19 protein-coding genes are annotated in these 20885 nt (G+C 70.5%); 5 read left to right on the plus strand and 14 right to left on the minus strand.

What is annotated here, in order from left to right:
• Positions 1-160: 160 nt before the first annotated feature.
• The 10 genes from DLJ53_RS22460 to DLJ53_RS22505 form a co-directional block, all read right to left on the minus strand.
• Complete coding sequence (locus tag DLJ53_RS22460; RefSeq protein ID WP_111349420.1) at positions 161-856, minus strand: SDR family NAD(P)-dependent oxidoreductase; 696 nt, start codon at positions 854-856, stop codon at positions 161-163.
• Complete coding sequence (locus DLJ53_RS22465; RefSeq protein ID WP_111349421.1) at positions 853-1926, minus strand: glycerol dehydrogenase; 1074 nt, start codon at positions 1924-1926, stop codon at positions 853-855. Before DLJ53_RS22465 ends, DLJ53_RS22460 begins: the two co-directional genes overlap by 4 nt.
• A gap of 3 nt (positions 1927-1929) precedes the next feature.
• A complete protein-coding gene (locus DLJ53_RS22470; protein WP_111349422.1) occupies positions 1930-2760 on the minus strand; it encodes a carbohydrate ABC transporter permease in 831 nt (276 codons plus the stop codon).
• Positions 2757-3617: a carbohydrate ABC transporter permease gene (locus DLJ53_RS22475; RefSeq protein ID WP_111349423.1), complete on the minus strand. Its 861-nt coding sequence runs from the start codon at positions 3615-3617 to the stop codon at positions 2757-2759. The genes DLJ53_RS22470 and DLJ53_RS22475 overlap by 4 nt, the downstream gene beginning before the upstream one ends.
• A gap of 127 nt (positions 3618-3744) precedes the next feature.
• Positions 3745-5070 carry an ABC transporter substrate-binding protein gene (locus DLJ53_RS22480; RefSeq protein ID WP_111349424.1) on the minus strand — a complete coding sequence of 442 codons (1326 nt, stop codon included), beginning with the start codon at positions 5068-5070 and terminating at the stop codon, positions 3745-3747.
• 46 nt (positions 5071-5116) lie between these two features.
• Positions 5117-6184 carry an ABC transporter ATP-binding protein gene (locus DLJ53_RS22485; RefSeq protein WP_111349426.1) on the minus strand — a complete coding sequence of 356 codons (1068 nt, stop codon included), beginning with the start codon at positions 6182-6184 and terminating at the stop codon, positions 5117-5119.
• Positions 6184-7680 carry a xylulokinase gene (locus DLJ53_RS22490; protein WP_111349427.1) on the minus strand — a complete coding sequence of 499 codons (1497 nt, stop codon included), beginning with the start codon at positions 7678-7680 and terminating at the stop codon, positions 6184-6186. Before DLJ53_RS22490 ends, DLJ53_RS22485 begins: the two co-directional genes overlap by 1 nt.
• On the minus strand, positions 7673-9145 hold the full coding sequence (locus DLJ53_RS22495; protein ID WP_162409483.1) for an FAD-binding oxidoreductase: 1473 nt from the start codon (positions 9143-9145) through the stop codon (positions 7673-7675). The genes DLJ53_RS22490 and DLJ53_RS22495 overlap by 8 nt, the downstream gene beginning before the upstream one ends.
• 124 nt (positions 9146-9269) lie before the next feature.
• The gene (locus tag DLJ53_RS22500; RefSeq protein ID WP_111349430.1) at positions 9270-10289 is read right to left on the minus strand and encodes a LacI family DNA-binding transcriptional regulator; all 1020 of its coding nucleotides are present in this window, start codon (positions 10287-10289) and stop codon (positions 9270-9272) included.
• Positions 10290-10411: 122 nt separating this feature from the next.
• Positions 10412-11449, minus strand: a complete 1038-nt coding sequence (locus DLJ53_RS22505; RefSeq protein WP_111349432.1) for a serine hydrolase domain-containing protein — start codon at positions 11447-11449, stop codon at positions 10412-10414.
• A 328-nt stretch (positions 11450-11777) separates the two neighbouring features.
• Here DLJ53_RS22505 and arsH point away from each other — a divergent pair, with 328 nt between their 5' ends.
• Positions 11778-12488 (plus strand): arsenical resistance protein ArsH, encoded by a 711-nt coding sequence (gene arsH, locus DLJ53_RS22510; protein ID WP_111349434.1) that lies wholly within the window; start codon positions 11778-11780, stop codon positions 12486-12488.
• Between the two features lie 7 nt (positions 12489-12495).
• On the opposite strand, the gene DLJ53_RS22515 is transcribed toward arsH, so the two are convergent.
• A complete protein-coding gene (locus DLJ53_RS22515) occupies positions 12496-13383 on the minus strand; it encodes a DUF1932 domain-containing protein (protein WP_111349435.1) in 888 nt (295 codons plus the stop codon).
• Between the two features lie 161 nt (positions 13384-13544).
• Entirely contained in the window at positions 13545-14681 is a 1137-nt protein-coding gene (locus tag DLJ53_RS22520; protein WP_111349437.1) for a CaiB/BaiF CoA transferase family protein, read from the minus strand.
• A gap of 180 nt (positions 14682-14861) precedes the next feature.
• Here DLJ53_RS22520 and DLJ53_RS22525 point away from each other — a divergent pair, with 180 nt between their 5' ends.
• On the plus strand, positions 14862-16037 hold the full coding sequence (locus DLJ53_RS22525) for an acyl-CoA dehydrogenase family protein (RefSeq protein WP_111349439.1): 1176 nt from the start codon (positions 14862-14864) through the stop codon (positions 16035-16037).
• A 9-nt stretch (positions 16038-16046) separates the two neighbouring features.
• Positions 16047-17372, plus strand: coding sequence for an MmgE/PrpD family protein (locus tag DLJ53_RS22530; RefSeq protein ID WP_111349441.1), 1326 nt, complete (start codon positions 16047-16049; stop codon positions 17370-17372).
• A 3-nt stretch (positions 17373-17375) separates the two neighbouring features.
• On the opposite strand, the gene DLJ53_RS22535 is transcribed toward DLJ53_RS22530, so the two are convergent.
• Positions 17376-18302 carry a LysR family transcriptional regulator gene (locus tag DLJ53_RS22535; protein WP_111349442.1) on the minus strand — a complete coding sequence of 309 codons (927 nt, stop codon included), beginning with the start codon at positions 18300-18302 and terminating at the stop codon, positions 17376-17378.
• 312 nt (positions 18303-18614) lie between these two features.
• Between DLJ53_RS22535 and DLJ53_RS22540 the strand changes: the two genes are divergently transcribed.
• The gene (locus DLJ53_RS22540; protein WP_111349444.1) at positions 18615-18953 is read left to right on the plus strand and encodes a hypothetical protein; all 339 of its coding nucleotides are present in this window, start codon (positions 18615-18617) and stop codon (positions 18951-18953) included.
• Positions 18954-18986: 33 nt separating this feature from the next.
• On the opposite strand, the gene DLJ53_RS22545 is transcribed toward DLJ53_RS22540, so the two are convergent.
• Complete coding sequence (locus DLJ53_RS22545) at positions 18987-19934, minus strand: RluA family pseudouridine synthase (RefSeq protein WP_111349446.1); 948 nt, start codon at positions 19932-19934, stop codon at positions 18987-18989.
• 218 nt (positions 19935-20152) lie between these two features.
• Here DLJ53_RS22545 and DLJ53_RS22555 point away from each other — a divergent pair, with 218 nt between their 5' ends.
• Positions 20153-20884: a hypothetical protein gene (locus tag DLJ53_RS22555; RefSeq protein WP_146620068.1), complete on the plus strand. Its 732-nt coding sequence runs from the start codon at positions 20153-20155 to the stop codon at positions 20882-20884.
• The last annotated feature ends 1 nt before the right edge of the window (position 20885 follow it).

Below are 20885 nucleotides of genomic sequence, written 5' to 3' on the forward strand. Positions count from 1 at the left end.
CGGCCTATATTCGGGTGGGGCGGGCTCTGCAGTCTGGCATCGGCGAGGCGACCCGACTGCGCAAGACAGGCCGTCCGAAGTGCCAAGGACAAATCGTCTCCGCGCGCGAGGGTTCCCGCGCGCCGCTGCACATCAGCCCTGCGCCCAGCGGCGGCGGCGCTCAGGCCGCGAGGTAGCCGCCGTCCACCGGGACGATCGCGCCATGGACGTAGGACGCCTCGGGGGAGAGAAGAAACGCCACGACCCTGGCGATCTCCGACGTGTCGGCCCAGCGGCCGAGGGGGATGCGGGCGTCGATCCGCGCGCGGCGGGCGGCGTCGTTGCGCGCGCCCTCGGAGATGCGCGTCTCCACCCAGCCGGGCGCGACCGCGTTGACGCGGATGCCGCGCTGCCCCCACGCCACCGCGAAGGAGCGGGTGAGCGCGGCGACGGCGCCCTTGCTGGTCCCGTAGGCCGGCGCGGCCGGGTTGCCGAACCAGCTCCACATCGAGGCGATGTTGACCACCGAGCCGCCGCCAGCCGCCAGCGCTTCGGCCGCCGCGTTGATCGACGCCAGGACGCCGGTCACGTTGACGGACATTACCTTCTCGAACACCGCCGGGTCCCATTCCTCGCCGTAGCGGATCGTGCCGGCGCAGGTGACGAGGCCGCCGAGGCGTCCGATCGGCTCGAACACGTCCCGGAGCGCCGCCGGGTCGGTCACGTCGCACTCCGCGAACCGCGCGGCCCCGGGGAAGCCGGCGTCCCGTTCAAGGCCGGCGGCCGTCACCTCCCAGCCGCGTTCAGCGAGGAGCGTCGTCGTCGCGAGGCCGATCCCGGTGCCGCCGCCGGTGACGACGACGGTCCGCGCGCTCATCGGATGGCCCCGGGCGCTGCGGCGAGCGCGGTGTCGAGCGAGCGCATCGCGGCGACGAGATCGGCCGCGGTGAGCGGCCGGGCGTAGTTCGTGGCGTAGGGCGCCCGCAGGGAGACCTCGGCGATGTGCTCGAAGTCCGCGTGGTCGGTGACGCCGTAGTCCGCGAAGGACGTCGGCAGCGAGAGGCGGCGGAAGAAGGCGGCGAGCTCGGCGATCTCCGACTCGCTCCCCTGCCCCGCCGCGAGTTGCGTCAGCGTGCCGAGGGCCACCAGCTCGCCATGCAGGAGACCGGAGAGCTGCGGCATCACCGAGAAGCCGCGCACCATCGAGTGCGCGATGGAGAGGCCGCCGCTCTCGAACGCCAGACCGCTGAGGAGGATCGCCGCCTCCACCACGCGCTCGAATGCGGCGTCCGGCGTCGTGACCGCGAGCGCCGCCTCCCCGTCGGCCAGCAGGATCTCGCGGGCGCGGCCGACGATCGCCTTCGTCAGCTCGGTCGGCGCACCGCCGAAGAAGTTGAGGCCGCCCGCCGAGAGCGCGCCGGCGAGCTCGTAGGTCTTCGACATGGCGTCGCCGATCCCGGCCGCGAGGAAGCGCCGGGGGGCGCCGGCGATCACCGCGGTGTCGACGAGGACCAGCGCGGGATTGGTCTTCATGCGGATCACGCCGTCCACCTCGTGGGCGGGCGTGTAGACCACCGCGATGTGGCTCGTCGGGCTGTCGTTGGATGCGATCGTCGGCACGATGCCGACCGGCAGGCCCCGGGCCAGCGCCGCTCCCTTGGCGGTGTCGATCGCCTTGCCGCCACCGATACCCAGCACCATGCGGGCGTCGCCCACCTCGTCGGCCCGGGCGGCAATCTCGTCGCGGGTGCACTCGCCGCCGAAGGACAGGAGCCGTACGCCGGGAAGCTGGCGCTCCACCTCGGCGCCGATGAGGTCGCGCGCCACGGGGTCGACGATCGCCGCGACAGGGCCGCCGCCGAAGATCGCCACCTCGTCGGCGAGGCGCGTGATGGCGCCCGGCCCCTGCACGTAGCGCTGCGGCGCGCCGAGAATCCGAATGGTCATGGGTCAGCCTTTCACCGCGCCGGCCGTCAGGCCCTGCACGAAGTAGCGCGACAGCATCACGAAGGCGGCGAACAGCGGCAGCGCGATCAGGGTCGAGCCGGCCATCACGTCGCCCCACCGCAGGTCGAACGCTCCCACCATCGACGCGAGGCCGAGCGGCACCGTCTTGTTGGCGTCGGAGCCGATCATGACGAGGGCGAAGGTGTAGTCCGTCCAGGAGAGGAGGAAGGCGAAGATCGCCACCGTCACGAGCCCCGGCACGGAGAGCGGCAGCACGACCCGCAGGAAGGCGCCGAGCCGGGTGCAGCCGTCGACCATCGCGGCCTCCTCGAGCTCGAACGGCATCGTCTTGAAGAAGCCCCAGAGGAACCAGACGCCGAGCGGCATCGTGATGGTGAGGTGCGATATGACGAGGGACAGCAGCGTGTCGTTGAGCCCCACCTTGGCGAACATCGCGTAGAGCGGGATCGCCAGCAGCAGCGGCGGGAACATGTAGGCGTAGAGCATCCCGCCGATGATCATCTGCTTGCCGCGGATCCGTTGCCGCGTGACGCCGTAGGCGATCATGATGGAGAGCACCATCGTCAGCACCACGGTGGAGACGGCGACGATGAGGCTGTTGAGGAACTGGCGCGGATAGTCCGTCTGGGCGAGGAGGCTGATGTAGTAGTCGAGCGTCAGGCGGTCGGGCACCAGCGTCGGGTTCATCAGCATGTCCTGCGTCGGACGCAGGGATGAGACGATCATCCAGTAGATCGGAAACGCGCTGTAGACCGCGAGGACCACGGCCGCGACGTAGACGCCGGCGCGCCCGGCGATGCGCGAGGGGGTCATTTCGCCTTCTCCATCGGGAAGAGCAGGAAGTACAGCGACACCACGGCCATCAGGACGACGAAGGAGAGCGTCGCCACCGCCGCCCCGGACCCGATGTCGTAGAGCGTGAACGCCTTGCGGTAGGAGAGGACGGGGAGGTGCTCGGTCGCGCCGAGCGGGCCGCCCTGGGTGGTCAGCCAGATCACGTCGAACTTGTTGAACATCCACACGCTGCGCAGGAGGATGATCACGGTCAGTATCGGCCGCAGCGACGGCAGCGTGACGTGGAAGAACCGGCGGATCGGACCTGCCCCGTCGACGCGCGCCGCCTCGTAGAGCTGCTGCGGCACCGTCTGCAGGCCGGCAAGGAAGGTCGTCGTGACGAACGGCGTCCACAGCCAGACCGAGATCAGGATGACCGAGACCATCGACGCGGTCTCCGTCTCGAACCAGTAGATCGGCGGCAGGCCGAGGTCGTCCATGGTGATGGTGACGATGCCGAGCGAGCCGTCGACCATCCACTTGAACGTCAGCACGGCGATGACGGTTGGCAGGAGATAGGGCAGGAACGCGACGCCACGCAGCAGGGTGCGCCCGAAGAAGCGCTGGTTGAGGAGCAGCGCGAAGCCGATCCCGAGCACCACCTGCAGGACGATCGAGAGCCCGGCGTAGACGATGCCGTTCCAGAGCGCGTTCCAGAACTCGGCGCTCTGCAGGACGGCGGCGTACTTCGCGAGGCCCACCCATTGGGGCTCGGACGTCAGCGAGGGCGCATCGTAGAAGCTGAGCGAGACGGCATAGATCGCGGGGCCGACGATCAGCACCAGGGTCGCGATGACGCCGACGGCGAGGAAGCCGGGCAACATCCAGCGGGTCATTCCATGTCTCCCAAAGGGGGGCGCGGACGCGTCCCCCGCCCTCGCGGGCGGAGGTCGCGCTCGGATGCGGCGTGACGGGCGCCGCCTACCGGCCGGGACCGGCCGGAGGCGGCTGCCCGCGGGGGCGTCAGTCGATGAGCTCGCGCATCTTCGCGGCGGCGACGTCCACGGCCTCGCCCGAATCCATGCCGCGCAGGATCTTGTTCTGCAGCATCTCCGGCAGCGCGAACGACTCGAAGACGGTGCCCGGGCGCACGTCCGGCCGCGGCCCCTGCGTGTCGATCGAGGTCAGCACTACCGAGGGGTCGGTGATGAGGCCGCGCATCGTCTCGATCGCATCGCCGTACTTCTGGACGAGCGGGTTCGCGCGCCACTGGTCGTTGTCGTAGATGTCGAGGCGGGCGGGCTGGAAATGCACCGGCGCGGTGTGCAGGAAGTCGACCAGCCGCTCCGTGGTGAGCCAGCGCATGAACTCCATGGCCGGGCCGGTGTTGTCGGTGTTGAGCACGACCCAGCCATCGTAGCCGTGGCTGACGGCCTTCTGCTTGCCGGCCGAATCCATGTACGGCATCACGCTGAGGTTCGCCGCCATGTCCGGGTTGTCGCGCTCGGCGACCTCGTAGACGCGGCCCGCGTAGGAGCCGTGCGCCACCGTGCCGGCGACGAGGTTGGTCAGCATCTCGCCGTAGCTCGCCTGCAGCGCCCCCGGCGGCATCGTCGGGTAGATGCGCGCCATGAAGTCGAGGTAGGCGGCCGCCTTCGGCTTCATCTCGTCATTGTCGAGCAGGACGTTCCAGTTGTCGTCGAACAGCTTCACGCCCTCGGCCCACATGAAGCCGAAGGACATCCAGTTGGTGGCGCTGTTGGAGCCGATGGGGAAGAGGCAGCCCTTGCGGCGGCCCTTCACCAGCGCCTCGCAGTTGGAGGCGAAGGCGTCCCACGTCTCGGGGATCTCGAGCCCGTTCTCCTCGTAGAGGTCGTTGCGGTAGTAGATGAGCGCGAGGTTGTAGTCGAACGGGTACCAGTAGACCTTCCCGTCGATGGGGAAGAGGATGTTGTTGCCCCACTCGTGGGCGTCGGTCAGCTCGTTGAGCGGAACGATCTGCCCCTCCTCCGCGAGCAGCAGCACGTGGCCGATGAAGCCGACGTTGGCGACGTCGTATGGCTGGCCGGAGCGGATGCCGTTGGTGATCTTGGTGAAGGTCTCGGCGAGCGGCACCGAGTCGACGATCACCTCGATGCCGGTCTTGGCCTGGTACTCTTCCGCGGCCTTGGCGAAGAAGGCGAGGCTGTCCTTGCCGGTCTCGCAGTTGAGGAAGCGGATCGGCCGCCCCTGCGCGCGCAGCGCCGGCGCGGCGAGGCCCGACAGCGCGATCCCCGCCCCCAGCGCGCCGACGCCACGAAGGGTCTGCCGGCGGGTCCACATGCCGTTCTTCGACGTCCATTTCGTCATTGGTCTTCCTCCCAAAACCCCGCGTGTGCCGCGGTCTTCGTATCGATTATGCGGCGGCCAGCTCGGCCGTCCGGATGCGCTCGCCGCTTGTGCGGTCGAACAGGTGGATCGCGGCCGGGCGGGCCGTGATCGTCAGCGTGTCACCGATGGACCGGTCGTCCCTGCGGTCGGTCATCACCCGGATCCGGTGGCCGCCGAGTTCGCCGATGAAAAGCGTCTGCGAGCCGAGCTGCTCGATTCCTCGGATCCTGAGCGGCGCCCCCTCCCCGCCCGGCGTCAGCGCCTCGGGGCGGATGCCGGCGGTGACGGGACCGTCCGCCGCGCCCGCCGGCGCCTCCAGCGAGACCCCCTCGCCGAGGACGAGGCGGCCGCCCGCGATGTCGGCCGCGACGAGGTTCATCTCGGGCGAGCCGATGAAGCCGGCGACGAAGGCGTTGGCGGGCCGGTCGTAGACGGCGAGCGGCGAGCCGATCTGCTGCACATGGCCGTCGCGCATGATGACGATGCGGTCCGCGAGCGTCATCGCCTCGGTCTGGTCGTGCGTGACGTAGAGCATCGCCTTGCCGATCCGCCGCTGCAGCAGCGCGATCTCCTCGCGCATGCGCGCCCGCAGCTTGGCGTCGAGGTTGGAGAGCGGCTCGTCGAGCAGGAAGATGGCCGGGTCGCGCACCAGCGCGCGGCCGAGCGCGACGCGCTGCATCTGCCCGCCGGAGAGCTGGCCGGGCTTCCTCTCTAGGAGGTGCGTGATGTCGAGCATCTCGGCCGCCGCGTCGACCCGCCGGGTGATCTCGTCGGGCGGCGTGCCGCGCATCTTGAGGCCGAAGGCGAGGTTGTTGCGGATCGTCTTGTGCGGATAGAGCGCATAGTTCTGGAACACCATCGCGATGTCCCGGTCCTTCGGCTCCAGCCTGGTGACGTCGCGCCCGCCGATGAAGAGCTGGCCGGCGCTGATGGTCTCCAGTCCCGCCACCATCCGCAGCGTCGTCGACTTGCCGCAGCCCGACGGGCCGAGCAGCACGATGAGCTCGCCCTTGGCGATCTCGAGGTCCACGCCCTCGACGGCGACGACGCGGCCATAGGTCTTGCGCATCCCGCGCAGGGAGACTTCGGCCATCAGCGGGCGCCCCTCGCGGCGGCGACGAGATCGTGGTTCACGCCCGTCAGCGCCTGCGTCGCGGCACGGAAGAGGCCGAATCCGGTCTCGTAGACCGACGCGTTCTCGGGATTGGGGTGGAGCGTCTCGCCGACGCGGATCGCCCGCGCGGCGTCGTCCGTGTCGCTGAAGACACCGGCGCCGATACCGGCGATGAGCGCGGCCCCGAACGAGGCGTCGCCCTGCTCCGGAACCTCGATGGTGAGGCCCGTCACGTCGGCGATGGTCTGCCGCCACAATGCGCTGCGCGTGCCGCCGCCGACGAGGCGGGCGGTGGTGAAGCCCATGCCGCGCTGCCGCAGCACCTCGAGGCAGTCCCGCAGCGAGTAGGCGACGCCCTCGTAGAGCGCGCGGCACATGTGCGCCGCCTTGTGCGCGAAGCCGAGGCCCACGAACGAGGCCCGCAGGTCCGGGTCCCAGTAGGGGCTGCGCTCGCCGGAGAGGTAGGGGTGGAAGAGGAGCCCCTCCGACCCGGCGGGCACGGTCTGCGCCTTCCGGTCCATCCCGTCGAAGCCGATGTCCTCGAACAGCGCGTCACGCAGCCAGCGGTGGGCCGAGGCGCACGAGTTGGTGGCGGTGATGGCGTAGTAGTGGCCGGGGACGAGGTGCGGATAATGGATGACGTCGTCCGAGAAGGCGGGCGTTGCGGTGAGGGTCGAGACGGTGGCGGCGGTGGCGAGCTTCAGCGCGCCGATGCCGGGGCGCGTCATCCCCGCCGAGTAGGTCTCGGCGTTCGTGTCGGACGTGCCGCAGATGACGGTCGTCCCGGCGCGAAGGCCGGTCTCGGCGGCGGCCGCCTCGGTCACCGTGCCGGTGGCGTCGGTGGAGCGGACGATCGCCGGCAGGACGGCGGTCCTGATCCCCGCCATCTCGCACAGCGCGTCCGACCAGCCGCCGTTCTGCGCGTCGGCCAGCATGATGCCCCAGGCGTCGGTGAGGTCGGTGGCGCGGCTGCCGTCGAGCTTGCGGCGCAACCAGTCCTTGGCCGGCGTCAGGCTGCGGATCCGGGCGTGCACGTCCGGCTCCTCGTCGGCGAGCCACATGAGCTGCGGCAGGGTCCAGGTGGCGCTGATCCGGTTGCCGGAGCGTTTCAGGATCTCCGTACCCGCCTCGGCCCGGCCGCGGGTGACCTGCGCGCCGGAGCGCGCGTCGTTCCACATGATCGCCGGACGCAGCACCTCGCCCGCCTCGTCCTCGAGCACGCTGGTGTGCGCGCCCGCTGTAAGCGACAGCGCGACGACGCGGTCCGGGTCGACGCCCGCCTCCCACAGCGACTTCAGAGAGGCGACGAGCGCGACCCACCAGCCGGCGGGGTCCTGCTCGCTGTGGCCCGGCTTCGGGACCAGCGTCTCGACGGGGGCGGAGGCGCTCGCCACGACCTCCCCCGCACCGGTGATGACGGTCGACTTCAGCGAGCCCGCGCCGAGGTCGATGCCGAGAAGCAGCGGCTCAGACATTGGCGACATCGGCGTGCCGGTCGCGGTACGGGTCGACGGCTCCGGCGCGCGGCGGGAAGCCCAGCTTGCCGGGATTGAAGAGGTTCTGCGGATCGATGGCCGCCTTGATCCTGCGCAGGATGTCCATGCCGACACCGTGCTCGCCGTCCATCCACGCGCCGCGGAAGAGGCCGCTGCCGTGGTGGTGGGCGATCGAACCGCCGTGGGCCAGCGTCTCGCCGGTGGCGATCTCCCACATCCGGGCGTGGATCGGCAGAGCCTTGGACTGGTCCATCGGCGGCAGGCGCAACGTCATGTACTGGCAGACGCCCTCCGGGTAGACGTGGCTCCAGTGGGCGCTGAAGTGGGCGTCCTCGTGCAGCTCGGCCACCTGCGCGGCGATGGTGTCGTAGAGCGCGGCGGCCTGGGTCCAGTTCACCGTCACCTCGATCGTGTCGTTGTAGTAGCCCTTGTCGAGCCACTGCTTGGTGATCGAGATGTAGCGGTGCGCGCGCCAGGCATCGAAGGGCGTGCTCTCGGTCTCGACGGCGTCCACCTCGGCGGCGAACTCGCGCACCACGGCGGCCTCGGCGGCGACGATGGGCGCCTCCCCGGCGAGGACGACGTTGGCCATCACCGGGCGGGCGGCGAACGCGTCCATCCCCTCGGTCCGGCCCTTGGTCTCCTTCTCGTCGTAGAGGCGCACGATGCGAGGGTGGAGGCCCGTCTGCATGATGCGCTTGGCGAGCGCGAGCGCCGCCTGGCGGGTGGGCAGCGCGAAGACGAGCGCCTCCTCCGCCTCGGGCAGCTTCCAGATCCTGAGGGTCAGCTCGGTGATGACGGCGAGCGTTCCCTCGCTGCCGACGATGAGGTCGAGGATCGACGGCCCCGTCGCGCGCTTGGGCAGCGGGCGGATCTCGAGGACGCGGCCGTCCGGCAGCACCGCCTTGAGGCCGACCACGATGTTCTCGATCTTGCCGTAGCGGCTCGATTCCTGGCCACCGCCGCGGCAGGCCGCCCAGCCGCCGACGGTGGATATGGTGAGCGACTGCGGCAGGTGGCCGGAGGTGTAGCCCTTCGCGTTGAGCGCCTCCTCGAAGGCGCCGCCGTTCATGCCGGCCTCGACGCGCACGAGGTTGTTCTCGGTGTCGATCTCGAGGATCTGGTCCATCCGCTGCATGTCGAGCGTCATCTCGCCGCCGAGCGGGATGATGCCGCCGAGCACGCCCGAGCCGCTGCCGTAGGCGATGACCGGGTGGTCCGCCTTTGCCGCGACCGAGACGAGGTGGGCGACCTCGTCCGTGGTGCGGGGGCGCAGCACGAGGCCGGGGAGTGTCCCGACGCGGGCACCCTCACGGGCGCGGAAGTTCGCGTACGGCAGGCGGTCGTGCGCGTAGCCGTCGCGGGCGGTCTCTTCGGTGAGGACGTTGTCCGCGCCGATGATCTTCGCGCACGCGGTCGCGAGGTCGTGGTCTTGCAACGCCAAAGGTCCTCCCTGCGCCCTTGTCGGACGTCGAATGTCGTCGTCGCTCACCGGGGTCGCCGCGGTTGAGCAAACGTTTGTTCATGCCGTTTGATGCCTATCGGCGAGGCGCCTGTCAACCCACGTTTTATGAACTCGGCGGCGCGGCCGAGGAGCGCACCACGAGGTCCCCCGGCGGCAGCAGCACGACCCCCTCCCCGGTCGCCCCGCCTTCGATCAGCCCGACGATCCTCTGCACGGCGACGCGCCCCATCTCCTCCGTCGGCAGCGCCACGGTGGTGACGTCCGGGTAGACGACGCGGGCGAGGAGGTCGTCGTGCATCGTCACGACGGAGACGTCGTCCGGGACGCGAAGGCCGCGCGAGTGGAGCCGTGCGATGGCCGCGGCGCCGGTCAGGAGCGTCGCGGCGTGGATCGCGGTCACGCCGGCGCCGAGGAGCGCGTCGACGCCGGCGGGGACGCGGTCGGGGTCGTAGCCCGCCTCGGCGACGAGGTCGTCGCTCGCCTCGAGGCCCGCCTCCTCCATCGCCTCCGCCCAGCCGCGGCGGCGCGATTCGCCGTTGAAGCGCCCGAGCCGGCCCGCGAGATGGCCGATGCGCCGGTGGCCGAGGTCGATCAGGTGTCGCGTGCCGATCCGGGCGGCGCTGCGCGTGTCCATCGCCACGCAGTTCGCGTCGCCAGGCAGCACGCGGTTGATGATGACGTGCGGACGGTCGGTGCTCGCCAGCGTCTGGCGCATGCGCTCGTCATCGTCGTAGCTCGCGATGATGACGCCCTCGATCATGCTGGAGCGGGAAATGTCCTCGATGATCTTGCCGCCGGTCCCGCCCTGGTCGTAGGCGACCAGCAGCGCGTAGCCGCAGCGCCGCGCCTCGATCTCGGCGCTGATGATGGCGGAGGCGAAGATCGGGTTCTCGATCTGCGGCACGACCATCAGGATGGTCGAGGAGCGCGCCGTCTTCAGCGCCCGCGCGACGGGATTGCCCTGGTAGCCGAGCCGCTCGGCGGTGGAGAGGATTCGCGCCCGCGTCTCCGCCCCCACGCGTCCCTTGTTCTGAAGGACACGCGACACGGTGGAGACGTCGACGCCCGCTGCGGCGGCGACGTCGCGCAGGGTGGCGGGGCCGGTGAGAGTTTTCTTGTTCAACGGACAGGGTCCAACATCGTCCAGGCATGGCTCGTCGACCGCTAGGGTCGGATCAATGCCCCGACGTGTCCAACATTTCTCGTCCGACCGCGAGCCCTCGCTCTACAACCTTGAAATGTCGGCTATCCCGCGGTGACTGCCGGCAGCACGGCCTCGGCGACGAGCCGGTGCAGGTCTCCGACATGCCCCTCGGTGCGGGCCGGGCGGGTCGGATCGGAGGTGATCGCCACGGTCAGCACCGCGTCCGGCAGGACGTAGATCATCTGCCCGCCATAGCCGCGGGCGTAGACGGCCCGCTCGCCGGCGAGCTCGGTCAGGAACCAGCCGTAGCCGTACTCGTCGCCGGAGAAGGGCGAGCGCGCGCGGGGGCGCAGCGACACCTCGATCCACTCCGGCGGGATGACCGCCGCGTCGCCGAAGGTGCCGCCCAGCCGCACCGTTTCGCCGATCAGGGCCATCGCCCGCGGGGTCATCGCCATGTTGTTGCCGCCGAGATAGTAGCCCTGCGGATCGCGCGTCCATGCCGGGAGGTCGATGCCGAGGGGCACGCCGAGCCATTCGCGCGCGAGGCTCAGCAGCGTCCGCTCCGTGGTCCGCGCGAGGACGACGCCGAGGATGTGGTAGCTCCCGGTCGAATACTGGAACGCCTCGCCCGGCTCGGCCACGAACGGGCGCGTCAGCGCGAAGCGCAGCCAGTTGGCGCTCCCCACCCAGGCGCCGTAGTTCGGCCCGGAGGTCCGCTCCAGCCCCGCCTGCATGGTGAGGAGGTCGGCGACGGTGATGTCCTTTACCCGGGGATCCGCGTCGGCGGGGATGAGATCGTCGATCAGCTCGCCCAGCGTCGCGTCCGTGCCGGAGATGAAGCCGCGGTCGATGGCAACGCCCGCCAGCAGCGCGACGATGGACTTCGAGACGGACTTCACGTTGACGGCGCGTTCGAGGTTCGGGCCCCGGAAGGCGCGGGCGAAACGCGTCTCGCCGTCGTGGACGACGACCATCGCGTGAAGCTGGTCGAGCGCGCCGGCCCGAGCCGCCACCTCCTCGAACGCGCCGTCCGCCTGGCCCGCCGCCCTCACCGCCCGCGGCACCGCGAGGCCGCCCGCCACGGCACCCGCCAGCGCGGCGAGGACCATGCGTCGATCGGGTACGGGTCGGTCCATGCGGCACACTCCGGAGCAGAATCGGCAGAAAGTTCATGTCGTAACGCGCCACCAGAATGGGCCATCGCACACGCGGCCAAAACGTGGCATGGCCGCGCGGGGCCGCCGGGCAGCCCGCGAGGGAGGACGATCCCGATCCGCCGCGCAGCAGCGTGCCCCCCTCGCCGGCCGCTCCGGCGCGGGCCATCGACGGCGGTCCGGCAGGGCACCTGCGGCGCTGCCACGCGCGGGCGCCCCTTGCCTGCCGCCGCGCGTCGGTTAACACCGCTCGGACTGTCCCGGCCCCGTCCGACCCTCAGCTTGCACCAAGGGCACCTTACCGATCTCCATGACCGATCTGCCGAACATCGACCCCGCCTGCCTTCAGCCCATCGACCCGGCGCCCTATGCGGCGCCGGACGACGACGGGCATCCGCCCCGCATCCTGATCCTCACCGGATCCCTGCGCACCGTCTCCTATTCGCGCCTCGCCGCCCTGGAGGCCAGGCGGATCCTCGAATGGTTCGGCGCCGAGGTGCGGGTGTTCGACCCGGCCGGCCTGCCCCTTCCGGACGGCGAGCCGGAACACCACCCCAAGGTGACCGAACTGCGCGAGCTCGCGATGTGGTCGGAGGGGATGGTCTGGTCGAGCCCGGAACGTCACGGCGCGATGACCGGCATCATGAAGGCGCAGATCGACTGGCTGCCGCTGTCGCTCGGTGGAATGCGGCCGACGCAGGGCAAGACGCTCGCCGTGATGCAGGTCTGCGGCGGCTCGCAGAGCTTCAACGCCGTCAACCAGATGCGCATCCTCGGCCGCTGGATGCGCATGGTGACGATCCCCAACCAGTCCTCCGTCGCCAAGGCCTGGGACGAGTTCGACGACGCCGGCCGGATGCGCCCCTCGCCCTACTACAACCGCATCGTCGACGTGATGGAGGAGCTGGTGAAGTTCACCTACATGACGCGCGGCCGCTCCGGGATGCTGACCGACCGCTACTCCGAGCGGGTGGAGAGTGCCGCGGCCCTCTCCGCGCGGGTCAACCAGTCCCGCATCTGAGCCCGGCTCAGAGCGCGTCGAGGATGCGCCGGGCGCGCGAGTCGAGCTCGGCCTCGCCGCCGGGCAGTCCGAGCCGGGCGACCTGGTCGTGCCACTCCGCCGTCGCCTGCGCCATGCGGCTCGGCAGGCCCAGCCCGTCGAGCGTCGCCGCGACCTCGCGCATCTCCGCCGCGCGTCGCGCGCCGTGGACCATCATCCGCTCCAGGTTGTACGCGGACTTGGCGGGCCAGTTGCGGCCGGGGTCCGACCCGGCGAGGGACTGAAGCACCGCATCGGCGACGCCGGCCCTGTGCGCGGCGAGCATGCATTCGGCCGTCAGCGCCTCGATACCCTTGATCATCACCGAGCGGATCATCTTGATCGTCGAGGCGTCGCCGACGGTCTCGCCGGCGATGTCGACCCGCATGTCCATCGCCGTCATCGCCGCCGCGGCGTCCTCGGCGAAGGGGCCGGCGAGCAGCATCGGCGTCTGGTGCCGCATGGGGAAGATCGGCGCCATGATGGCGACGTCGACGTAGCGACCGCCCGCGGCGTCGATCGCCTCGGCGGCGGCGCGCTTGGTCTGCGGCGCGCAGGAGTTACCGTCGAGCCATAGCGTGCCCGGCTCGATGGCGGCGGCCGCCGCCTCCGCCGCCGCGAGCGCGCGGTCCGCCGTCACCAGGCAGAAGACGAGCGAGGCGCCTGCGAGCGCGTCCTGCAGCGTGTCGGCGCCCCTCACGCCCGCCACGGTGTAGTGGGAGCGCATCCGGGGCGCGGTCTCGGCGTCGTCGGTCTTGATGTCGTACGCGCTGACGCGGCCGCTTCCGCCGAGGCCCCAGCCGGCGAGGACCGCGTTGGCCGCCTCGCCGAAGCCGACGAGCGCGATGGTGTGCGCGTTGGTGACGTAGTCGCTCATACTCTTCCCCTACACATGGGTCGTCCGGACGCGTCGCGCGCGCCGGTCCGCCGCTATAGCGCGAACCGTGCGGAGCGACGCTCGGCCCAAATCACCGCAGGTGCGATGATACCGCAACTCCCCCACCCGGGGGGTAGCGCGGGTGCGGGGCGTGCCGGGGGTCAGGACGGCGCATCCTCGCCCAGCACCTCGCGGCGGATTGCCTCGGTGTGGGCGCCGAGCGCCGGGACGGCGCCTGTGGGTGCGACGGTCCCGTCCACCGTCGCACCGGGCGCCAGCATCCGCACCGGGCCGGCGGGCGTCTCGACCTCGATGTAGCGGTTCTGGGGATGGGCGGCGAGGTCGTCCATCGTGTTGACGCGGCCGTTGGCGATGCTCGCCGCCGTCAGCATCGCCGCCAGCTCGTCCCGGTCATGCCGGCCGAAGACGCCGTCGATGATGGCGTTCAGCTCGACCCGGTTCTCGACCCGCACGGTGTTGTTGTTGAAGCGCGGATCGACGGACACGTCCGGCCGCTTCAGCACCTCCTCGCACAGGCGCACCCACTCCCGCTCGTTCTGGATCGAGAACAGCACCTCCTTGCCGTCGCGCCCGGCATAGGCGCCGTAGGGGGCGATGGTCGGGTGGTGCAGCCCGTCGCGCCGGGGCGTCACGCCGCCGAAGGTGAACTGCAGGTACGGCACGTTCATCCAGTCCGAGAGGGCGTGGAAGAGGCTGACGGCGATATGCCGCCCCTCCCCCGTCCGCTCCCGGGCGTAGAGCGCCTGCAGCACCGCCTGATGCGCCGTCATCCCGCAGGAGATGTCGCAGACCGAGACGCCGACGCGGGCCGGCCCGGCGGGATTGCCGGTGATGGTGACAAGCCCGGTCTCGGCCTGCACCAGCAGGTCATAGGCGCGGGCCAGGCGCATCGGACCCTCGTCGCCGTAGCCGGAGATCGACACCGTGATGAGGCGCGGGTAGTCCGCCCGCAGCCGCGACGGGGCGAAGCCGAGCCGGTCGATGGCGTCGGGCGCGAGGTTCTGGATGAAGACGTCCGCCTTGGCGATCAGCGCCTCCAGGACGGCCTTGTCGGCATCCGTGCGCAGGTCGAGGCAGACCGATTCCTTGCCGCGGTTCAGCCAGACGAAGTAGGCGCTCTGCCCCTTCACGAACCTGTCGTAGCCGCGCGCGAAGTCGCCTTCGGGACGCTCGACCTTGATGACACGCGCCCCCGCCTCGGCGAGCCGGCCCGACAGGTACGGTGCCGCCACCGCCTGCTCCACGGAGACGACAGTCAAGCCTTCGAGATCGCGCACGTTGAACCTCCTTCGCCGGTTTGGCCGAACCTTGCACACGCGCGGGCGGCGCAGGAAGGTTGTCGCCGGTTCGGACCGCTATTGACAAATCCTATGGTGGCGAGCGCCTCATCGCGGCTTCTGAGGGGCGCACATTGCTGCCACCTATCTGCGCGAACGACGGACGAGGACGGACGACCGATGGACCAGTTTGACCCCACAGCGGCCTATGCCGACATTCGCGAGGGCGTGGCGAACGTCTGCGCCGACTTCCCCGGTTCCTACTGGCAGGAGCTCGACCGCGAGCGCGCCTACCCCAAGGCGTTCGTGGACGCGCTGATCCGCGAGGGCTACCTCGCCGCGATGATCCCGGAGGAGTATGGCGGCTCCGGCCTGCCGCTGACGGCCGCGGCGGTCATTCTGGAGGAGATCCACAAGAGCGGCTGCAACGCCGGCGCCTGCCACGCGCAGATGTACACCATGGGCACCGTCCTGCGGCACGGCAGCGACGAGCAGAAGCGCCAGTACCTCCCCGGCATCGCCGACGGCTCGCTCCGCCTCCAGGCCTTCGGCGTCACCGAGCCGACGAGCGGGACGAACACGCTGGCGCTGAAGACCACCGCGCGGCGCGAGGGCGACACGTACGTGGTCAACGGCCAGAAGATCTGGATCTCCCGCGCCGAGCACTCGGACCTGATGGTTCTGCTCGCCCGCACCACGCCGGCCGACCAGGTCGCGAAGCGCACCGACGGGCTGTCGGTCTTCCTCATCGACCTGCGCGAGCTGCGCGGCAACGGCGTCGAGATCCGCCCGATTCGCACGATGATCAACCACGCCACCACCGAGATCTTCTTCGACAACGCGGTGATCCCGGCCTCCAGCCTGATCGGCGAGGAGGGCAAAGGTTTTCGCTATATCCTGTCGGGCATGAACTCCGAGCGCATCCTCATCGCCTCGGAGTGCATCGGCGATGCGAAGTGGTTCCTCAAGAAGGGCTCCGACTATGCGCGCGAGCGGGAGGTGTTCGGCACTCCCATCGGCGCCAACCAGGGCGTTCAGTTCCCCCTCGCGAAGGCCTACGCGCACCTGATGGCGGCGGAGGCGATCGTCTACCGCGCGGCGGCGATGTACGACGCCGGTCACAACCCGGGCGTCGAGGCGAACACCGCCAAGATGCTGGCCGCCGACGCGAGCTGGGAGGCGGCCGAAGCGTGCCTGCAGACGCACGGCGGCTTCGGCTTCGCGGAGGAGTACGACGTGGAGCGCAAGTTCCGCGAGACGCGCCTCTACCAGATCGCGCCGATCTCCACGAACCTCGTCCTCTGTTACATCGCCGAGCAGGTGCTAGGTTTGCCGAAGTCCTACGGCAAGAAATAGCAGGCTGACATGGCGCTCATCGACGACCTCCTCGACCTCGCCGAACGCCCCCGCGCGGAACTCCCCGGCGAGGCGCTGGCGATGGCGAGGCTGTCGCTGGTCGACTGGGTCGTCTGCGGCCGCGCGGCGCTCGACGTGCCGGTGGCGGCCACGTTCCGCGCCTTCGCGGACACCGAGGGCGGGCGCCCCACGGCGTCGCTCTTCGGCGGCGACCGGACGTCGGCGCGGACGGCCGCGATGGTCAACGCCGTGATCAGCCACGCGCTCGACCTCGACGACACGCACCTCGCGCACATCGGCCACCTCTCGGTCGGGATCTACCCGGCTGTGGTGGCGCTCGGCGAGGAGGCGGGCGCGTCGGCCGAGGAGGTCGTCGCGGCCTTCCTGGTGGGTGCGGAAGGCGCGGTGCGGGTCGGCGTCACGCTGGGCGCGGCGCACTACGACCGCGGCTTCCACCAGACCGGCACCGCCGGCGCGTTCGGCGCGACCATCGCCGCGGGCCGGATCCTCGGGCTGACGCGGGACGAGATGCGCTCGGCGATCGGCCTCTGCGCCTCGCGCGCAGGCGGGCTCCGCTCGCTCTTCGGCACGATGGCGAAGCCGTACAACGCCGGCACCGCCGCCTCCAACGGCGTCGAGGTGGCTCGGCTCGCGAAGCTGGGCCTGACCGCGGGCGAGGACGGGCTGTCGGGCCACCAGGGCTTCATCCCGACCCACACCGAGGAGGTGGGTGCCCTTCCCGGGCCCGACCGCTTCCTCTTTCTGGACAACACCTACAAGTTCCACGCCTGCTGCCACGGGCTGCACGCGATGATCGAGGCACTGGGCGAGCGCCCCGCGGGCTTCGGCGCTGCCGAGGTCGCCGGGGTCGAGGTGCGCACCAACCCGCGCTGGCTGACGGTCTGCGACATCAAGGCCCCGAAGACCGGCGGCGACGTGAAGTTCAGCTACGCGTGGCTCGCGGGGATGGTCCTGCATGACATCCCGACCGGCAACGGCCGCCTCTACACCGACGAGCTCGCCGCCGACCCCGTCCTCACCGCGTTCGCCTCGCGGGTGAGCGTCGCCGGCGACGCGGGTCTCGGCGACGGGGCCGTCGCCGTGACCCTCACCGCACGCGACGGCGCCACCGTCGACCTCGCGCACGACGTCACCGAGCGGCCGACGCCGGAGGCGCTCGAGGCACGGCTCGCCGTCAAGGCGCGCACGTTGCTGGGACCGGAGGGGGACACACTCGCCGCCAGTCTCGCCGAGGCCGGCCTCTCGGCGGCGGACATCGGCGCAATCCTGCGTGGCGACCGGGCGGAGCGCGCCTCGCCCCGCGCCGTCGCCTGACCGTCAGGGGAGGCTCCCCTCCCAGAGGCCGCGGCTCACCAGCTCGTGCACCACCTTCAGGGTGATCGCCTCGACGGCGCGGCCCGCGCGGCTCAGCACCACGTCGCGGTGGTTGACGAGATGGACCGGGCGGATGAGCACCGGGTCGATGATCCGCGCGCGCACCAGCTCGCCGCGCGCCACGAGGTCCTGCGTCGCCGCGGGGGCGAAGATCGCATAGCCGGAACCGCGGGCCACCAGCTCCTTGATCTGCGTCATCGCGTCCATGTCCATGACGACGTTGAGCGTCACGCCGTGGGCCTCCGCGTACCGCTCGATCGTGCGGCGCAGCCCGTTGGAGGGCAGGATCATCTCCACCGCCTCCAGCGCCTTGAACGGCACGGGCGTGCCCGGATCGGTGTCGAACGGCCAGCTGTCGGGCGCGGAGATGAAGTGCAGCTCCTCGTTGACGAGGTGTGTCGCGCGCAGGTGGTCGGCGTTCTCGAGGTCGTAGACGATGGCGAGGTCCACCGTGCGGTCGTCGATCCAGCTCTTGATGTAGGTGCTCATCGATTCGATCGCGCGAAGGCGCACGTGCGGGAGCTCCAGCCGCACCGTCTCGGCAAGGGGGACGGACATCGCCATCGCCGCGGACGGGGGGATGCCGAACGCGACCGTGCCCTTCACCTCGCCGGAGAGGTTGCGCATCTCCTCGACGCACGCGTCCAGCATGCCGCAGATGCGGCGCGCGTGCTCGACCAGGACCTGCCCCTCCTCGGTGAGCATCGTGCCGCGGGGCGAACGCTCGACGAGGCGCACGCCGAGTTCCTCCTCCATCCGCCTCAGGTGCTGCGAGAGCGACGGTTGCGCGACCCCGATGGTATGCGCCGCAACGGAAATCGACCGCGATTCGGCAATCGCGAGGAAGTATCTGAGGTGCCTGAGGTCCACCGTCTTGCCCTGATCGTTCTATCGTTATCTCCGGCCCGGGCGGGCCGGACGAGCCTCCTTGCCGGCGGGCGGTCGGGGGGCTCTTCACACTACCTATAGCCGATTGTGCGCACCGGCGCGCGTCTCTCCCCCAAAACTTCAATGCTTTATCGAACGAAATAAATAAGCCGCGTCGTCTACACCGAAACCAACAGACGGTGAAGTAAACAAAGACGTCGCAGCGTGACAGCCATCACGAGGGAAGATGTCGGAGGCGCCCATCTTCGGAGTGTCGCCGGATGGACCGGCCACAAGGAAACAAGGTTCCCCAAGATGAGCATCAAATCCGTTCTGATCGCCACTGTCGTCGGCTTCGGCACCATCGCGGGTGCCAACGTCGCGAGCGCCGCCCCGCTGGGCGCACCGGTTGTGAAGGCCGAGGCCGCGGTCACGCAGGTCGGCTTCCACCACAAGTCCGGCCACCACGGCCACCACGGCTACAACACCGGCTACGGCTACGTGTATGGCCATGGTTACGGCCACGGGTACAAGACCCACTACTACGCGCAGCCCTACAAGCGCTGCTACCAGGAGAAGGTCCGCGTGTGGAGCGACCACTACCACGACTGGGTCTATACTTACGAGACCGTCTGCTACAACCAGTATCACTGAGAGAAAGACCCCGCTTCGGCGGGGTCTTCGGCGTCAGCCGTCCGGCGAGAGCCCCAGCACGGTGAGGCTCTGCCGGAAGTGCGGCGAGACCGGCGCGGTCACGTTGAGCGTGCCGCCGTCCGGATGCGGCAGCTCGATCTGCCGCGCGTGCAGGTGGAGGCGGTTCTGGATGCCGCCCGGCAGCGCCCAGTTCTCGATATTGAAGTACTTCGGATCGCCGATGATCGGCACGCCCATGTGCATGCAGTGTACGCGAAGCTGGTGGGTGCGCCCCGTCACCGGCGAGAGCCGCAGGAGCGAGAGCTGGCCGGAGCGGTCGAGCGTCTCGTAGAGGCTGGTCGCGCGCACCGCCTCCTTCGTCTTCTGCGGCAGCACCGCCATCTTCTCGGAGTCGTTCGGATCGCGGCCGAGCCAGGTGGAGACCTTGCCCTCCTCCGGCACCGGGTGGCCGCGCACCAGCGCCCAGTAGGTCTTGTGCGCGTCGCGGCCGCGGAAGCCCTCGGCGAGGTCGGCCGCCGCGCTGCGGGTCCTGGCGACGACGAGGACGCCGGTCGTGTCCCGGTCGAGGCGGTGGACCAGGCGCGGCTTGCGGCCCTTGCGGTCGCGCCAGGCCTCCAGCATCCCGTCCACGTGCCGCGACACGCCCGAGCCGCCCTGCACGGCGAGGCCGTAGGGCTTGTTGAGGACGACGAGCGCGTCGTCGCGGTAGATCACCATCGCCTCGAGCGCGGCCGCGTCGCCGCCGAGCGAGCCGGCGGGCGGGGGCATCGTCATCTGCGGCGGCAGGCGCACGCTCTGCCCGGCCTCGAGCCGCGTCTCCAGCTTCGCCCGCGCACCGTCGACGCGGACCTGCCCGGTGCGCACCACCTTCGACAGCGCGCCAAGCGGCACGTCCGGGAACGAGCGCCGCAGCCAGCGGTCGAGCCGCATCCCGGCGTCGTCGGGATCCACCTCGACGTGGGAGACCTGCGCCTCGGCCATCAATCATCCTCCAGAATCCGGCCCGCAGCGGGGCGTCGCGGTGACGTCGGCGGCGTCATCGCATAGGGTCCGCCCCAACATGGGGGCGGCCGAGGCCGCCGTCGATACTTGGGGTGTCGGTTGCGTTCATGCCTCCACCGGGCACCCCAGGTCTATGGAAAACACGTTGTCCCCGCTGCACAACCGGCGCCCGGGCGACGAACATGAGGAGTCCGTCCATGTCCGCGAACCCCGCCGCGGCGATGCCCGCGACCCGATCCTCGATCGTACCCCCGATCCGGACAGCGGCCCTGCGATCGATGCCGCGCGGCGCCCTGCTCGCCCTGTCGCTCATGGCGGCGGCGCTGGTCGCGCCGTTCCCCCTCGCCTCCCCCGCCGCCGCCCAGGACGCCGCCCAGGACGCTGCCCCGGACGCCGCCGGGACGATGGGCCAGCTCACGACGATCCTGCCGGAGACCGAGACCGACGGTCCCTGGACGGTCGAGAAGACCCCCGCGGGCTTTACGATGACGAACCGCACCGACGCCAACGCGGTGCGCTACTTCTACGTCAACGCCGGCGAGACCAAGGGCGCGCGCACGGTGAGCGTCGACGTCAGCGTCGAGCCGCGCGGCACCGGCCCGGCCCTCGCCGGCCTCCTCTACGGCTTCGACGAGGCGACGAAGACCTACTTCATGCTCGTGATCGAGAGCGGCGAGCGCGTCGGCCTCTACCGCCGCGACCCGAGCGGGATGAAGCGCCTCGCCCAGGCCGGCCTCGGCGTCCTCGGCGGCGGACCCTACCGCCTCGCGATCGCCGAGGAGGGCGAGTCGGTGGAGATGACCGTCAACGGCAAGTCGCTCGGGACGGCCAAGTCGTCCACCCTCGGCAAGGGCGCGACCGGCATCATCGCCGCCGGCATCGGCACCTTCGCCTTCAGCGCCTATTCGCTGAGCTCCGCCACGAAATAGC

It is taken from the genome of Acuticoccus sediminis (assembly GCF_003258595.1).
GTDB lineage: Bacteria > Pseudomonadota > Alphaproteobacteria > Rhizobiales > Amorphaceae > Acuticoccus > Acuticoccus sediminis.

Bases quoted from the DNA above. Each gene is read 5' to 3' on its own strand.
- DLJ53_RS22515 (WP_111349435.1), bottom strand. From the start codon at position 13,383: ATGAGCGACTACGTCACCAACGCGCACACCATCGCGCTCGTCGGCTTC.
- DLJ53_RS22545 (WP_111349446.1), bottom strand. From the start codon at position 19,934: ATGGCCGAGGCGCAGGTCTCCCACGTCGAGGTGGATCCCGACGACGCC.
- DLJ53_RS22505 (WP_111349432.1), bottom strand. From the start codon at position 11,449: ATGGACCGACCCGTACCCGATCGACGCATGGTCCTCGCCGCGCTGGCG.
- DLJ53_RS22470 (WP_111349422.1), bottom strand. From the start codon at position 2,760: ATGACCCCCTCGCGCATCGCCGGGCGCGCCGGCGTCTACGTCGCGGCC.
- DLJ53_RS22490 (WP_111349427.1), bottom strand. From the start codon at position 7,680: ATGTCTGAGCCGCTGCTTCTCGGCATCGACCTCGGCGCGGGCTCGCTG.
- DLJ53_RS22540 (WP_111349444.1), top strand. From the start codon at position 18,615: ATGAGCATCAAATCCGTTCTGATCGCCACTGTCGTCGGCTTCGGCACC.
- arsH (WP_111349434.1), top strand. From the start codon at position 11,778: ATGACCGATCTGCCGAACATCGACCCCGCCTGCCTTCAGCCCATCGAC.
- DLJ53_RS22460 (WP_111349420.1), bottom strand. From the start codon at position 856: ATGAGCGCGCGGACCGTCGTCGTCACCGGCGGCGGCACCGGGATCGGC.
- DLJ53_RS22475 (WP_111349423.1), bottom strand. From the start codon at position 3,617: ATGACCCGCTGGATGTTGCCCGGCTTCCTCGCCGTCGGCGTCATCGCG.
- DLJ53_RS22480 (WP_111349424.1), bottom strand. From the start codon at position 5,070: ATGACGAAATGGACGTCGAAGAACGGCATGTGGACCCGCCGGCAGACC.
- DLJ53_RS22555 (WP_146620068.1), top strand. From the start codon at position 20,153: ATGTCCGCGAACCCCGCCGCGGCGATGCCCGCGACCCGATCCTCGATC.
- DLJ53_RS22485 (WP_111349426.1), bottom strand. From the start codon at position 6,184: ATGGCCGAAGTCTCCCTGCGCGGGATGCGCAAGACCTATGGCCGCGTC.
- DLJ53_RS22465 (WP_111349421.1), bottom strand. From the start codon at position 1,926: ATGACCATTCGGATTCTCGGCGCGCCGCAGCGCTACGTGCAGGGGCCG.
- DLJ53_RS22530 (WP_111349441.1), top strand. From the start codon at position 16,047: ATGGCGCTCATCGACGACCTCCTCGACCTCGCCGAACGCCCCCGCGCG.
- DLJ53_RS22525 (WP_111349439.1), top strand. From the start codon at position 14,862: ATGGACCAGTTTGACCCCACAGCGGCCTATGCCGACATTCGCGAGGGC.